This window comes from Pelagibius marinus (assembly GCF_014925385.1).
In the GTDB taxonomy this organism is placed as follows: Bacteria; Pseudomonadota; Alphaproteobacteria; order Kiloniellales; family Kiloniellaceae; genus Pelagibius; species Pelagibius marinus.
This window is the reverse complement of record NZ_JACSDK010000015.1, coordinates 1-15,596: the sequence shown is the minus strand read 5'-3', so window position 1 is coordinate 15,596 and position 15,596 is coordinate 1. Positions and strand designations below refer to the sequence as shown.

8 protein-coding genes and 1 tRNA gene are annotated in these 15,596 nt (G+C 54.8%); 2 read left to right on the top strand and 7 right to left on the bottom strand.

Annotated elements, in window-relative coordinates; all coding sequences use genetic code 11:
- Positions 1-86 precede the first annotated feature (86 nt).
- The gene (locus H7X47_RS17810; RefSeq protein WP_193370080.1) at positions 87-3,710 is read right to left on the bottom strand and encodes a P-loop NTPase fold protein; all 3,624 of its coding nucleotides are present in this window, start codon (positions 3,708-3,710) and stop codon (positions 87-89) included.
- 501 nt (positions 3,711-4,211) lie between these two features.
- On the opposite strand from H7X47_RS17810, the gene H7X47_RS17805 reads away from it, so the two are divergent.
- Entirely contained in the window at positions 4,212-4,634 is a 423-nt protein-coding gene (locus tag H7X47_RS17805; RefSeq protein WP_193370079.1) for an endonuclease domain-containing protein, read from the top strand.
- Positions 4,635-4,825: 191 nt separating this feature from the next.
- Here H7X47_RS17805 and H7X47_RS17800 read toward each other — a convergent pair whose 3' ends face one another.
- The 3 genes from H7X47_RS17800 to H7X47_RS17790 are packed head-to-tail and all read right to left on the bottom strand — an operon-like array spanning position 4,826 to position 6,543.
- Positions 4,826-5,515, bottom strand: a complete 690-nt coding sequence (locus H7X47_RS17800; protein WP_193370078.1) for a hypothetical protein — start codon at positions 5,513-5,515, stop codon at positions 4,826-4,828.
- Positions 5,502-6,149, bottom strand: a complete 648-nt coding sequence (locus H7X47_RS17795) for a helix-turn-helix domain-containing protein (RefSeq protein ID WP_193370077.1) — start codon at positions 6,147-6,149, stop codon at positions 5,502-5,504. Before H7X47_RS17795 ends, H7X47_RS17800 begins: the two co-directional genes overlap by 14 nt.
- A complete protein-coding gene (locus H7X47_RS17790) occupies positions 6,133-6,543 on the bottom strand; it encodes a type II toxin-antitoxin system RelE/ParE family toxin (RefSeq protein WP_193370076.1) in 411 nt (136 codons plus the stop codon). The genes H7X47_RS17795 and H7X47_RS17790 overlap by 17 nt, the downstream gene beginning before the upstream one ends.
- Before the next feature lie 94 nt (positions 6,544-6,637).
- On the opposite strand from H7X47_RS17790, the gene H7X47_RS17785 reads away from it, so the two are divergent.
- Positions 6,638-6,713 (top strand) — tRNA-Thr (locus tag H7X47_RS17785).
- A gap of 154 nt (positions 6,714-6,867) precedes the next feature.
- Here the strand turns inward: H7X47_RS17785 and H7X47_RS26555 are convergent.
- From H7X47_RS26555 to H7X47_RS17770, 3 genes are all read right to left on the bottom strand, one after another.
- On the bottom strand, positions 6,868-7,131 hold the full coding sequence (locus tag H7X47_RS26555) for a DUF3892 domain-containing protein (RefSeq protein ID WP_319633639.1): 264 nt from the start codon (positions 7,129-7,131) through the stop codon (positions 6,868-6,870).
- A 451-nt stretch (positions 7,132-7,582) separates the two neighbouring features.
- Complete coding sequence (locus H7X47_RS17775; protein ID WP_227010590.1) at positions 7,583-12,100, bottom strand: hypothetical protein; 4,518 nt, start codon at positions 12,098-12,100, stop codon at positions 7,583-7,585.
- A 524-nt stretch (positions 12,101-12,624) separates the two neighbouring features.
- The gene (locus tag H7X47_RS17770) at positions 12,625-13,770 is read right to left on the bottom strand and encodes a hypothetical protein (RefSeq protein WP_193370074.1); all 1,146 of its coding nucleotides are present in this window, start codon (positions 13,768-13,770) and stop codon (positions 12,625-12,627) included.
- Between the last annotated feature and the right edge of the window lie 1,826 nt (positions 13,771-15,596).

Below are 15,596 nucleotides of genomic sequence, written 5' to 3'. Positions count from 1 at the left end.
TCGGTCGGCCCTGTGCGGGTCGTGGTACAGCTTAGCCAAGAAGGATGCGAGCAAGGGCAAAGTCAAAGTGCTCAACGCCCTGGCTGCTACCAGAAGCCCTTTCCTGCTCCTGCCGCCAACGAGGCCTCGTGTCCCGCATTCGCGACACGCTGAAAGAAGCGGAAGAGGCGTTCGTCCGATAACCAAGGGGTCTCCTTGGAAAGACCGCTTCGGCTTTCTAGCCCGCTCGTCCAGTCCTCCAAAGTTGGCTCAACCATCTCTGACTTCTCGTTCGTCCCGTTCAACTTTTCGATTGGCTTGATGGCCAGATCTTCCAACTCTTTAAGAAGTCGCCCGGTCTCTGCAGCCTCCAAGTCACTTGCTTCAGCTTCCCATTCCGTATGGCTGCGCCGAATCCATCGATAGAACTCCGGCCAAGCCAGCATCATCATTACCCAATTTCGAGTCTGCTCAATGGTCGGGATTGATTGGCCACGCGACTCGCGCGCCAAGCGTAGATTCATGTAGAACCGATACACGTTTACTAAGCGTTTGAGCTCTCTCGGGTTATTGGAGAACTCAGCATGGGCCTGTTGCAGCAATGCCTCAATCTCACTGCTGTCCTGGCTCAAAAGTTCCGCACGCGCGTCGATGAACTCCAGCCGCTGGTCCCGTTCCATGATCTCTCGAGCCAGGGCCTCGCCAACTTGGCCCTCGAGCCCATGCTTCTCTGCGAGTCGCTGTGCGACTTGCTCATCCTCCTCGACCTCGTGCTGAATTTCGGCAATCGAGTCCTCAAGACTTCGACGATCGAGTGCCGCTGCTCGGACTTGGGCCTGGTTCGCTGCCAAGTTCTCTCGGGCGGCCAGGTGGACCGCATAGAGTTTGACGGCTTCCGGATCGATCGGAGGAATAACAAACGGCAATTGGACGAATTTGTCCATATAACGCCAGCCTACCGCCGTCTGCCGACTATAGGCCGGCAGGCGAGCAACAACCTCCTTGTGGGCCTCCTCCAAAGCTGCGGCCACAATCTCTGAGTCCATGCCTAGAACAACGTAGCAATTCGGGAACTCGCCTGCGATGAAGAGATTTATCGCCTCAAAAACCTCGGCGACTTTAACTGGTGAGCATCGATCCAGGTCATCGATGAACAGCACGATGGGGACGCGGAGAGGCTCACCATCGGCCCCCTCGACAAAGGGTAGGATGTCTAAGATTCGGCGTAGGTCATCGTTCACTTGATGTACAAAGCCTTGCTCACCCGAATAGTTGGGAATGTCAAGGAAGTCGGAAAGGCTGAACTGCGCCGGCTCGGCTTTGGCCTTGAACAGTGCTCTGGCATACCCCACAAGAGCGGTTCCCAAACCAGCGAGTGCCGAACCCGAGACGGTCCAGCCGAGGAGCTCCTGACTAAGATCGTATGCTAAACCAATACCGGCAATTATAGCCGCCGTAAGAAGTACGACGATGGCTAACACCCACTTGAGGCCACTACGCAGGAAATTGAGGAAGTGCTGAGCTGCTGCCGCGTAGACCTTTCGACGAATGGCATGCGGATCAACGCGAGCGAGGTGCAGTCGCAAGAGGAACTTCTCACGCTGGACAGGATCAAGCCGCATGGTCAGCCCACGAACGATCGCCTCCCCAAGACCAGCCCAGAACTGGTTGCCGCTCTGGTAGGTCCACGCGTTAAACCAGATAGTCGGAAATGTGCCTCCCTCGCCCAAGTTCATCCGTATCTCACTGGCCCTACCATTCGCCATTTCCCGGAGCTCATCAAGGAGCGTCTCCGCTGAGGCGCCTTTTGCAGGCGCGCTCGCTGGTAGCGAGCTGGGTTGGGCACGCGCATAGCCTACAGGATCCAACTCGCGCTGAATCATCCGCATCAGCGAGGTCTTGCCGCCGCCCCATGGCGCTTGAATTGAGATAGTTAGCGGTGGATGCGTCCGCGGATCCCTCAAGAAATGGAAGATAGCTCTTGCGTATTCAGCATAGCCGAGCTTGTCATCGACGGTCCACAGATCGCTAGCTGCATGGGTGGAGGCGCCGGGAAGAAGAGTCATCTCCAGTAGGGACGGTGATACTTCGAGTTTCTCAAGCCGATCTCGAAACCAGGTACCGGTGTAAGCAGGAGACGCAGCGTGGCGGAGCAAGGACCGCACCAGTGCGGTCGCGGTGACGGATCCTTCAGCAGCAGCGTCTCGATACGCTTGTTTGAAGTTGCTTGAAAGATCAAAGGATGGAATTTCCTCTCCTCCAATCTCAAGCTTTATAGTCGGGGGATTTGTCTGAAAGAATTCGGTGCGGAGTTCGTCGTAAGGTCCTTCCCTCGACGAGACGAGCGCGTGAGCCAGACTAGCTAGGGGCTTAGGCGGCTCTCGGACACCAGCCCGACCCAGCCCCCATTCGACTGCCGCGAGGAACAGGGTGGAAGTGGACAGGACATCGTTCTCCGCCCTCTTCTGTGGAAGAAGTGCGACTGCCGCCGCCAGTAGGCCTTCGCCATCTGTCGTAATATCCGCGTCAATTCCTGCTGCTGCAGCCACGACATCCGCAACTGATATCGGGCGTGCGCGGTCCACGTCAGACTGTGTTTCCGGCTCTTCCTCTGTGGAATCACTGTTACTTGTTGCTTGCCTGTCCCGCCGGCGGCTTTCTGCAGAGGCCCTCGAGAACTCTACCTGCTGCGATAGAGAGTCGACTACATTAGACAATTCGCCCTCGATAACTGTCACCCCGAATCGCGTGAAGACCTCGTTGCTCGCCACATCACTAAGCGGAAGGACAGCCCAACTCGTTGGGCTTGAGGTCGCGCGATCTCTGAGCAGTGAGCTCAGAGTCATCTGAGTAGCCATTCCGGTCGCCGATAAGCCGAGGAACAGAAGGGATGATGTCCTGATGCGAGCGAGAACATGGCTTGGGATGATCTCGGGCAGCGACTTCGCCAGATGAACTAGTTCGCTTTCAGTCACGACGAAGCGTGGCTCGTACGATCGTGATACCCCTCCCCCGAACAATCTGATCACCAAAGGCGTGAACGGCTCAAGCTTACTTAGCTCCGGGTCATTCCTGCGCAGGACATGACGCTCCCCTTTTACGGAAACATAAACGGCCTCGAGTTCTTCACTCTCTTGGAAGCTAATGGTTTCGTACTGTCTGCCTTCCGCGTCCAGCGCCCTTTCAAGAAGATCGTCGTACCCAGTCGAGATGAATATCTGAACGCCCGATAGCCGGGCTAGGTGCTGGTGAATCGGTGTGGGTCGTCGAGGCCCGGAGAATATTTCTGCCAGCCTGCGCTCCAGCGCTTGCTTGCTGGTCCTCGCCACAAACATCTCGGAAACTGTCGAAAGATCGATGGCGCGGTCTTCGTCGGCGATCCCTATCTCCTCGGCAAGTAATTGTGTGATTTCACGAGAACTAGGAAGTCCCGCCACCACACCGACACCCGACCCCAGAACGGGGATGAGGCGGCCTTCGTGGGTCCGTCCGACTAGGCTTCTGAGATCGCTGTGCTCGCTTGCCATGAGACTGTACCTCGAGGGAGTGCTGTCGCCGACGACAGAAGGAGGATAGCTTCCCAAATTTTCACAATCTACACCATTCGCGGCCAGAACCGCTTCGCCTGCTCCACCCACTCCCCCGACTTCAACCCAGAAATTGCCGACATCTACCGCCGCAAGGTGGTTCGCCTTGCAAAGGCCCTGGCTCGGCCCGAGGAGCGCGGCCAAGCCGTCATACCAAAAAAACTGAGAAGCCTGCCAGGAGCCGCGCTCTGAGCGGCGGGAAGCGGCGATCGGAGGAGCGAGGTTCCTGGCGGCCCCGCAGGAGCGTAGCGAGGAACGAGCGCAGCGGGACCGAGGACGCCCTCGCGCAGCCGTCAATATTGGGCCTTGCCAGAATCTACGCGCGAGGGATCGAAGCCGGACGGCCGGACCTCTGCATCGCCAAAGGCCATGCAGAGATCCGGTTTACGAGAGCCCAGTCATGCGTAGCCTGCAACGAAGGAGGACGCGCCCGCCTACGATCAGGGATTACGATTGCATTCACAGCGTTAACGTAGGGGCAACGTCAGCCATGTTTGATGGAATCTCGCGTACTCGACCCGCTGAAATTTGATTCAAACTGTACTGACTATGCGTAATCCAAGACGTGGAACTTCCAGAAGGCGCACCGGTCGGCGGCGACAGCGCAAGGGACGTGATGGCGTCACTCCTAGTCCGGTGGGCCAGGTGGCGGCTGTCGACGAGCATGAGTACTCCGAAAGCTACATCATTGCGCATGCGAGGCATCAACGTGCCAATCCCACGCCCGCGGAAGCGGCATTCGAACAGTTTCTCCTAGAGTTGGGCGGCGGTGTCCTGAAAGGGGAGTTCAAGTCCCAACACGTGGCATCCGGAAAGTGGATACTGGACTTCTTTTTCCCGAAGATCAGGCTGGCCGTCGAAATTGACGGATCTATTCACCGGAAACCCGAACAGATGGTGCGCGACCGCCAGAAGGACGAGGACTGCGCGCGTTTTGACATCACGCTCATCAGAATCACGAATGAGGAAGCCTTCGGCGACAAGGAAGTGCTGGCTGCAAAACTGCGAGACGGATGGCGGCAGGCACGGAGGCGGGAGAACAAGATTATAGGCAAAGCAAGCTATTGACCTCATGACCCAGCATGCTGAAACGCAACAAACCCACCGACAGCGATGAAGGTCGGCCGGAGCTACAGCACGGCCTCGGCAATCCGGAACCAAGAACAAGAAGCGATAGCGGTCACGAGATGGACTGACGCCACGAACTTCCATACACGCGATCTCATCCCGTCGAATTCATAGCTTTGAGATCTTCCGTTCTACGACCCGCGTCCGGTCTTCAAGAGTGCCTCGAATGTCTTCAAAAGCTCAACATGGTCTAGGGTTGGAAGCGGTGCGTCGCAGAAGAACCTATTGCTATCGTGTGGACAATTGACCCGCCGTTCGATGATAAAATCAGCACCCAACTGTCGCGATGTCAGACGAGTGGGGTCAACGCCCAGCTGAATTTTCGTCACGTTCACGGTTTCGTCTATTGCGCGGAACCGTCGCATAGCAGCCGTATAAGCGGCACTGACCTGTTCAAATGCTGCAAGGGAATAGTTGACATCAAGATCGAACTCAACAACTACCGAGCTCGTATACACTCTTCGCATTGACGCTTCAGAAAACCTGAATCCGAATTGCTCCTCCGCCCAGGACAAAAGATCGTCAGCAACAATCTCTGCGTAGTCGGTGGAAGTGGCCTCGACAACAACACCATCTCGATAGACATCCATCAGATGGATATATATCGGAGTATTGCTATGGACAAATCTTCCGGTTTTGAACCTGAGTGGTCCTTCCTGGGAGTCCCCAGATAGTCTCTTGTCCTCGGGGAATGAAGCAAAGAGATATCGAGCCACAATTCCTTCAACGATATCCGGCAGATGGTAGCCCATCTGTGGCTGGATGTCGTCCTGCGAGAACAACGACAAGACGCGTCCATTCTCAGCATTAATGAGTCGCATGGTCCAAAAGGTATCCTGCACGGGTGAGCGTAGGGAAGCGATTAGCGGAACCAACAATGGAATCTGTTTGAATTGCGGATGAGCCTCTCTGCAGACTCAAAGCGTTTCGCTCTCGCTCCGATTGAGTAATTGTTGCCTGACCTTGCCTGCGCCGTTCTGGGTCATCGAGAGTCAGTGAATACAGAGTATTGCGGGACCATGTCGATTGCTCTGTTCCAGACCGTGCCCCTTCCGATGCCGCCGAAGTACCCTGAACAGCTTTGTACGTAACAGGCGCACTTTCTTCTTCATCAAAGCTTGGTGCGAGCAACGCGGCCGGTGAAAGGTCACTGGTTCTCTCCAACAACTCCCTGTAACCGACAAAGCGCACCAAGACTCCCACGTCAAATACGTCGGCTACTTCAATGAGCGTCTGAAGACTAACGCGCCCATAGTCTGGGTCTTCCAAACGTGAAACCACACTCTGTGGCTTCTTCAGATGCCGCCCCATCTCCTGCTGCGACCATCCACGCTTGTCCCGTAGCGCGCGTATTTGGTAGGCGATGCCAGTTCTGATGTGTTCGGCCATGTATTCATGCCGAAACGCTTTGTCGCGCAGTTTCTCAACCAGCGACTGCCTAAGGTTTCCACTCATGGGCTCGCTCCGGTTCTATTTTCAATTCCTTCCAACGATCCTGTGCTGTTGAACAACTGCTTGGCGGCCGAAACTTGCCGCCGCGTTCTTCAGCAACGAGCAGCAACGTAAAGTCCTGTCTGTTCGGTCCGAAATTGCCGATCAATCTGACCTCGACCTTCTCGACTTTGCACCGCACCTCGTAGAGGCCACTGCATTCTCCATGCAGCGGCGCAAAATGGGGGCGTTGCCAACCGCTCCGCGGCTGTTGTGCCAGATACTCCAGGCGAACCAAGACCTTAGCCTGCGCCTTTGGCGTGAGCGAATCGTACCACTCTTCAACTTCGCAGCGCCCGCTTCGAGACGCATAGGTGCGGAATGTCCAAGAAGGTATAGCATTATTGCTATCGGTCAAGGTTGATCTACCATCGCAAAATTGCTATAATCTTAAAATCTGGCAAAAAAGCCCGCTGCTGAGGCGTCAGCAGCGGGCCCTTTCAGAAGCGGTACCCCCGGTCGTCTATCGGCTAAGGACGCCCGACTTGTAATCGGGAGAAGCGGGTTCGAAACCCGTCCGGGGGACCACTACCGCCCAGGTCCAAATTCAACCATGTTGCGGCTAATCAGGAACTCTAACCCAAGAACGTGTCCTACGCCAATAGTGAGCCTACTTTGCTGGGGAACTCAAAATCAACCGCTGCGTGCTTTACCTGGCGGACAGAATAGTTGGCCCAAACAATCAGGCCCGGCACTCCGGAAGGCTCAACAGGTTATTCGGCTGCTCCCCACCAGGCTCTGTCTTTAGGTACCTATTGCCATGCTGGCTGACGGCAATTTCGACCCAAACGGATTGTCTGTTCACCTGTACGTAGAACCTGTTCACCCCTGCCTCAATTTCCCGAATTACTTCTTCCTGTGTCTTGCGCCACGATCCCAATATTGTCTGCCCGTCGCCGATCCGGAGAATTCGCTCGTACGGGTTCATTCGGTCGGACTTGTTCACGCAGATGACCTGTAGGTCTGGCACTGCCACTCCCTTCCTGGTTTAACTTCTCTGCCACCATACTCTCGTTCGGCGCAGTGCTCAAACCACGGAATGTAGGGGAGTCACCTGATCCGCTGGCGCTGCCGCGAGCGCCTTGGAGGCTCTGGATGGGCTTCCATCCTTCGGACCTCGCGGTTCAATTCGAGGCCCACCGAGACGGTTGCTGCAATTGCTTCACCTCCGCCAAAATCACCCGGGCATCCGCAATGACATCCTGAATGCGCCGTACTAAGCCTTGAGAGAGACGAGGCGCGCCGATCCCTGCACCTACTGCGGTCACGTTCTCAACACAATCGGCCTGAAAGAGGCGGCAACTTGAAGTAAGCAGCACAAGAAACCCGGTCCACGCAAGGATTTGTGCTATTGGACCTCCCCGGGCACGAGCCACATCGGTCGAATAGGACCTACATCAACTCCGTGACACAAAAATGCTTGGAGGTGCCTTTCTGCCAAATAGCTGGTCGCGACGCTTGTCGCTCCATCTCTTGATGCGTTTCTTTATCCCGTCCTCTATGGTCACGTAAAAGGTGCTGAGTAGCGTATCGTCCGCCACCTCACCTGCCCATAGTTCAAATCGCACATCGACTATCTTCGTTAGAAGAACTGAGTAGCGCCAGAAATCGAGCCGATCGGTTGCGGCCCCCATCTTCTCCCACCAGTGGCGTGACCACACATTTCGATCATATGCACGCCTGGCAGCGCGATGGGCTGCACCAATGAATCCGCTAGATGTCCTATATCTAAGTAATATCTGGTCGGCAAACTCGGACTGATCGCAGAAGCCCGCGACTGCAATTCCGCGGGCAATCGATGCTGGCCTCCCCGTAGCAATGAGATTCTTTATATGGCTTTCAACAATTGCAGCCTGACCCGCACGGAATGCAGCCACGACCTCGAGGGCCAATTCGCGATCGGTACTGGCTTGATCAAGCCGATTTACACATTCGGCGGCGATTTCAGGAATATCCGCATGGCGCCATAACGCCTCTATTTCCGCTGGAATCTTTGCTAGCCCGGTTACGTGCCGCACGAGTGGATCGACCTTGGCGTAGGCACGAAATAGCTCAATAGCTTCTTTAGTATTGTCCTTCGCGATAGCGCTTGCAAACTGTACCGCGAACCGGCAGAGGCCTCTCTTCTTTGAGTCATCCGCGCACAAGAGCCAGGAACACCACCGCTCAACAACATCTGGTCTGGAAGCTACGACTACCTCAAGCCCATCAAATGTCAGATCTTCCAGAACAAGACGAGCGTCGGCATTGGTAAGATCCTTACTGAAGCGACTATACGCTTGACGAAGGCGCTGCTGTCGCTCCTCGAATTGCTCGTCGGACTCCGCCATTCTTTCAAAAACTGCTTGTGGGTCTGTCGGCATTGCTTCGTCCCGCACGCCGACTAGAGGTGGCGACGAAGTAGGACCGGACGGAGCATCGCGCTCCATTCCCGGCAAATCGGAAAGCTCTGGCAGCCTCATGACCTTCGCAAGAGCCAACTCAATCCTATCTGCTACCAGGTTCGCCCTGCCAACGCCAAGTCGTGCAGCAGTAAACCCATAGTGACTCAATGCCATTCGATCCAGTGCGTCGGGAAGTTCTATTAGTCCGACGTCGACCGCAGCAACCAGCGCCGCTGACCCATACCAGACCTCGAAGTGATCACTCTCCGGCACCAGACGACCAGCGTCCCAGCCACTATCAACAACAGCCCGCAATAATGTTGGGTCCTCAGTGCTCGCTGCAATTCCGAGTGCCGGCGCCCGAACGCTGCCAGTCTCTGAACACAAAAGCTCGACAACAATTTCTCTTGCACGCTGTGTCAGAAGGCAATTCGTGTATTCGACAGCTGCCAGGATACGGGCAATCTTTTCATCATTGCCTTCAGCTACCGCCTGCTCTAAAAGCGATTCGACCAACGCGCCATCGGCCGGTTTAAGCGAAGCTACGATTTTTAGAAGAGTATTGCCTGTTCTCTTGTCGGCCAGCGCGCGAAACTGCTCATCGCCGGAAAGATGGGGAAGTGCAAATAGCAGCGAGTACTGCGATACAATCCAATCATCGCGCGCGATCTCATTCTTTTCTCCCGAGGCGCCAGCCTTAAAGGATATTGCTGCCAAGACAAAGGCATCTATCGTAGCTCTATCCAGAAGAATGCTATGCCGCAGAAGGCTCAACACTGCCTGCCTCCGCTGTAATCCCTCCCTTTGCAACGTCTGTGCTGCAAAACGCCGTATTGTGTTTGCCCCAACCTCTGGCGCAAAGCGGGCCATTCCAGGCATGGCCGCTTGAAAGAAGTGATCCTCGGTCGATGCCCCCAGCGAGAGACACAACTTATCCACGTCAATCTCTCGAAATCTCTTTGCAGTCTGATCGATATTCTCTGGTCGCACGGCAGCTGGATCGCATGGATCTGTCGCACAGTATGTTTCGACTAAACGCCAAGAACCTATCTTCTCTCGGTCCCTCGTAAGATGCTCGAACAATTCGTGGCCTCTGGCCGCATCGACTTCATTTCCAGTGCCATGGAGTATGGCTACTACTGCCCAATCGCCCACCTCCGACCTGGACACTGAAAATGTCTCCACGACTTCAAGCAAGGCTGTCCGGGTCGCCTCCCAGTCAAGATTATTAGACTGAATGAGCCAACCGAACTCCTGATTTGGCGCATAAAGTGATGTATTTAGTGCATCTGCGAAGGCCCACGCGAACAGAGATGGAGCGAACGGCGCCAGGGGCATCCCGGCAAGCAGAAAGAGCGCTTGCCTATGGAGGTGATCCAGATCCCCATCGTCATGACGGATTAGGTGCTTCTCAATATAGCTGCGTTCCCCCTTAGTCAGATTTTCCATTTTTTTTTCGAGCCGCTTTGTCGCCTTCTGGCGCTCGGCCTCAATTTGCTCTGCCGAACCGCTCACTGGAACACCCCCCAACATCCGCTCTGGTGCAAGAGAGTAGTACGAAAGCCACTCAGCTAACTCACGGGAAAGAACACCTTGCACGCTTGCATCATCTCGCGCAGCAAGAATAACACTAGTGAGCCACTCCAAGCGATCAACATGCTCTTGGGCAAGAGAGGCATCCTTAACGGCTCGAATGAAAGCCTCCGGCTTTTTTTTCACCAATGCGCCAATTGACGCAAGGCTCACCTCCGATGCATTTTGCATGTTGGCGTAGTGGCCTATAAGACTAGCGGCGACCAACACTGGACAAGGATCGCGCAAACACGCTATCTCGGCTGCGGATGCCACCACTTCAGCAGTCATATCGAGTGGGGTAACGGGTTCTAGAATCGCTTCGAGCTGGGCCGACGGATCGCGATTATTTCGCTCTTCCTTCTCGAGAGCCTCGACAAGCCAAAGACCCAGTGCGATTTGCAGCCCTTCTTCTACAATCTCATTTCGATCAGGGTCGTCGCCGACAGGCTTAAAGAAGAGACTAGAGGCAACGTCTGAAAGCCTTTCATGGAGCCTCGCATCAAAGAGCCTGAGATCATCTTTGTCATGCGATTTTAAACGCTCCACAAGCTCCGCAGCCATTTCCTGCAAGGCTTTCGCGAACTCCTCCGGAGAAATTACTGAAGCCCCTGTGACGTTGGACTGCCTTAAATGTTCGAACAGAAGCCGCCCCACACTGAGATCCTCCATCCTTTCGATCTCGCGAGCATCGAGCAATTTGACAGCGATTCCGAGAATTCGCGGATTCTTTAGCGTGCTGAAGACGTCTTCGCTCAGCACATCGGGATCGACGCCGCGCTTTCGAAGGATCTCTTCCAACTCTGCCTTCGTCCACTCCGGAACGGTCACACGTTTTATTGCGGGCGCAGTTGCCCTTCGTATCGTCGGGAAGTGTGTGATGCGCGTAGTGACTACGAGCTGCCCTCCAAGCTTATCCAGTAGAAGCGAGGCCGCATCAATAAAGCGCGGCCATGGAAACTTAGGAGACTGATTGAGGCCATCGACGCACAAAGTGATGCGGATGTTTTCAGGATTGGGATTGGCGCACCATGCCGCAAAGCGGCGGCGCCACCGTTTTTCGCTTGCTTCATCAAAGATGCTACTCGTCTGATGAATTAGCTTTCGAATGAGAAATTTCTCTGGCTCGAGTATATCCTCCGGATCTTGAAGCTCGCCCGCTGTCGCTAGAACCAGAAGTGAGGCAGGAGTCGTGCTAAGCCACGTGTCAGCGACCAACCATGATTTGCCAGCACCTTCGGTGCCAATGACCGCAAAGATACTGGTAGAGGGTGAACCAGTGAATGCAGGCTGAAGCTCTTTGATCAAGCTTCCTCTTGGATAATCGCATATGCCACCTGGATCTCTGGGGGCAAGAGGCTGACCAAAATGCTGCCGCGCGAGTCTTTGGTTCGAAAATACCGACCATAGCCAGTCGTGACTCGCCGCTTTGGCGAGCCCCAAGCCAGTGGACGGTTTCCTAAGTTCAGCCTGCAGATTTTCTGCGAACGTTCCAAAGTTCGGAAGTGCTGCTATGAGGTCGATCGCGTCGAGGGCCGCTTGTAAGTCGGACTCATTTACCAAGCTAGCTAGGTTATCATGCAGAAATTGCTTTGCCGCCTGCCCCGCCATCGCTACTGCTAGCGCGAGAGGCGGCAGCGTTGTCGCATCGGCCCAGTCCAGAAGGACAATTCCAATGCCTTCATTTTCTGCTAGAGACCGGAAATCCTTGGCGTCTAGAGCTGGAACTGGGGCCGTAGCGCCCATCACCCAAAGATCGACTTGGCCTTGGTTGTCGACCTTTAGATCCATTAGCTTGTCAGCGATTTCCCGTTTCGGCACAGACTTCTCGTAGCGCTTTCCCTCAAAAAGAGTTGCACCATCGTCGAATGCAGAATCGCCATCACGACCTCGTTGCGATCCACCAGAGGCAAGGCGGAATGGCTGGCCGCAGACTTCAGACAAGACTAAAGCGAGCATCCCTTCAAATCCCGCATCTCCTGTAGGTCGGAGTGCAAGAAGGGCTTTCCGCAGAGCCGCCAGATGAGTTGTTGTCGAGGAGGACATAGCGAATCGACAATACTGGAAACAGCAGCAATTCGATACCAGCACGCGCTTTAATTTTCACCCATAGTTGCGGTAGCACGGGTGCTGGTGAGGGAAGGGCCAGCGATCTACTGGCTGTAGTTCGGTCAGAAAATGTACATATTCCCATGCGTCAGGTTTATGAGAGAACACGACCTAATGCATTGTTTAGAATAGGCGCTCACCTACGAAACTAGACAGTTGGCATGTCCGACAGACTACGTCCCGATCAACTACTCCTGCTGAACTTGGCCTCGAGATCAAAAGCATTGTTGGGACTGAGCAGGCTTAATGCAGCCTTCGATAGCGTATCGGGTTTGAGCAACTCTCCCTTCCGGCGGAATACCTTAGTATGTCTGGAGTCCTGGGCCGGCGACGTCGGACGCGCCATGTGAGTCGTGCGAATAAGCTGCAAGGTATCAGTCGTCCGCAGGACTGGTCGACAGGGCTTCAATCATTGACCGTGCGAGTTCGATACTCCGCTGCACATCGCCGCTCTTCCAGTCGGCAACGCTGTGAGAAATGTCAAACGACGGAAGCCGCGTAAAAGCTCGTCGCATCGCATTCGGCAAGCGTTCTGGTGCCGCCGGATTCTCATACAGTACTGTTGCCTTCTGAAGACAAATGACGGCCGCGGAATACCGGCTACTCGTTTGTGCGTCCGAATGAAACCGCCCATCGTGCCCCATCGGCGTAATTGAATTGAAATCCGAACTGTGCCCTTCGAGAACCGGAGCGTCTTTCCAGCCGTAGAAGCCATACCAGAACAGCCCTGAGGTAAGTGCACCAGCATGGCCGCTGATAATCGGAGATGTGTGCTCAACAGTGAGAAATCCCGGCCACTTTCCGAGATCGCGGCAGTCAATCCATAGGATGCTGGGTTGGCCTTCGACGGTTTGAGTTTCTTTACCCTTGATCGCGCATATCCGGCTGATCGCATTGGTTTGGGCTGTATCGCCTGCTTTGTTCGGGTCGGGCGCACCGAACGGGTGCATCTCGTTAACGGTCAACTCGATCTTCCCAGAGGGCGCTAAGAATGTCGATCGCTCAACGCCATCGGGGGTAGCGCCAGCCGCGATCTTCCTCGCCCTATCAACCTGGTCTGTGTGCTCCAACTTTGTCGCGACTTCGACCGCACCGGTGTATCCGTGAATGTCGTACTGAAAATCAGGGGTCGGCGTGCTTTTCGCTGGTATAGGATGGATGCTGAATCCGGCCTCTAGCATGGCGCCGTAGCAACGAATTTCGGCCAGTGCTGAAGCGCATTCCTCGAAATTTGCGGTTTGAGCGATCCTTTTCTTAGCGGCCTGGAGCCAGTGATGGCCTCCATCTTTGCCCCAAATCAGCGCCACAGCCTCGTTGACGAGGTAGTCTTTCGGGGAGCGCTCGTAGTCTACGTGAGGTTCATGTGCATGTAGCGCCGTCCATGCCGGGTGCCGCCCTCTTGCAGCATCGGTAAATTCATCTATCGCCTTAATTTCGCACTTCTTCAAAAGCGAGATTAAATTAGACACCGGTGGCATTTCCAAATTTGCGGCAGGAATATCCTTGATACATTTTGCCAATCGCACCTCTTACTCAGAAAAAGCAGCTGATCGGCTCATGCGAGAATCGGTACTTCAGCGCCCCCGCACGCGAGGGATGAAATGCGGATGGCCGAAACATGCTGGAGGCGGGGTTTGGTTCACGAACGTCCGGTCGGGGCACGTCGGACGCGCCCGAAATGGCCTTACGCGATGACTCGATCCAGAGGGTTCGGTAGCTGCCACCGCCTTCGGCCTGGACCGCCAGGTTGTCCTTTCGGCGTGCGAGGCCGTGAAGCCGGTCGTATTCCGCTGTTGAGAGGACCACAACAAAGGTCCTTCCTGGTTCCTCGATCACCACGGGGTTCAGCCCGTGCAGTGTCAAGCAACAAACCAAAGCCGTTCTTGGCTTCCTTGGCTGACATCCTCTTCATGGCGTTTCCTTGCGAGCCAGTTGGGCTATTTTGGTCATCTTAGACGTTGCTCGCAAGAGTTGATTATCTAGTCTAAGCGATGTTGCGAATGTTAGCTTAGCGTCCCGTCCGAATTTTCAAATACAGTGAAAGTAATAAAATGACGGACCACCATCTAAACAACCGTCTTTTCAAGAACCTATCACCGGATAATTGGCGTAAACTTGACTGTACTGGCAGCCATATTGTTCGCGTCAAAAGTGACGGTACGTCGGAGGGCTTGAACGAGGACGATTGGGCATCTCGGTTTCTGGGATATGAGCTTTCCCAAAAGGTCCCAGAAGACATCCGCAACTTGTTTGAAGTCGCACAAGGCGTGCTCTGCTATGGCTGCTACTTTTATCCACTCTATACATTAGGAAGCGAACAATTGTTTCGTGTGCAGGAGGCAGCACTTTTGAGCAAGTGCGCTCAGATGGGGGCGCCCAAAATAAGAAAGTACGTGGACGCAATAGGCTGGATGAACGTTTGCGACTTCGAATGCTACGAATTTAGCTAAAGCGACTGTTGGACCCTACGAAAGTAAAATTCGCGCAATATCGAATGGTGGTGCGGCTGCACTTGGAGCTATTGACTACTCTCAGTTGCCCAACGTTTCTCAGAAGGCCCGCCAACCATTCTAATTAGAAAGGACCTCTGATTTTGGTAGGTCGTCAGGCGCTTCTTTTGGCTGTGGCATACACGTTTTTGGGTGTGTTAGGTGGCTTGATAGTCTCTCATGGCATCTACTTGGCTCTTTGGTTGGCTGGCAATAGACCTAGCTACTCAGACTGGATTCCCGTTGTCATCTTTTTTTGCACTGCAATGAGTTTGGCTGGTATTGGAAGTGTTGTTGTTCAGTATGTTAAGTGGAAGAGAAAATATGGATTGAAGAAGTGACCGGCTCTGATGTGTGCTTGGCGAGTTACCAGTTCGGGTAACTTGAGCACAAGAATTAAGCTCATCGCCTCCGGCACTACTGGAGTTTCCCCGGTTTGATGGACACACTTTGACCTATAGAGGAGAGTGTCCTAATGCCGAGAACGAGGAACCCGTACCCTGCGGAATTCAGGGAACAGATCGTGGCGCCGGCCCGGGAGTTTGAGCCGTGCGCAGCGACAATCCATGGCTGAATCAAGCAGGCTGATCGCGACGGTGGCCGTCGGGTCGATGGCCTGACCAGCGAGGAACACGACGAGCTTCGCCGTCTGCGCCGTAAGAACCGCCAACTTCGCCAGGAGAGAGATATCCTGGCAAAGGCCGCGGCTTGGTTCGCTCAGAGCGACGCGATGTCGTCTCGGTCTTCAAGTTCATGACGGCGAACCGAGAGCGTCCGGCAAAGGCCCTCTGGCGTTTCAGTGCGACAGCCAGCTACGCTGCGGTTGCAGCGTAGCGCCAGGGCAGCAGTTCGTCGAG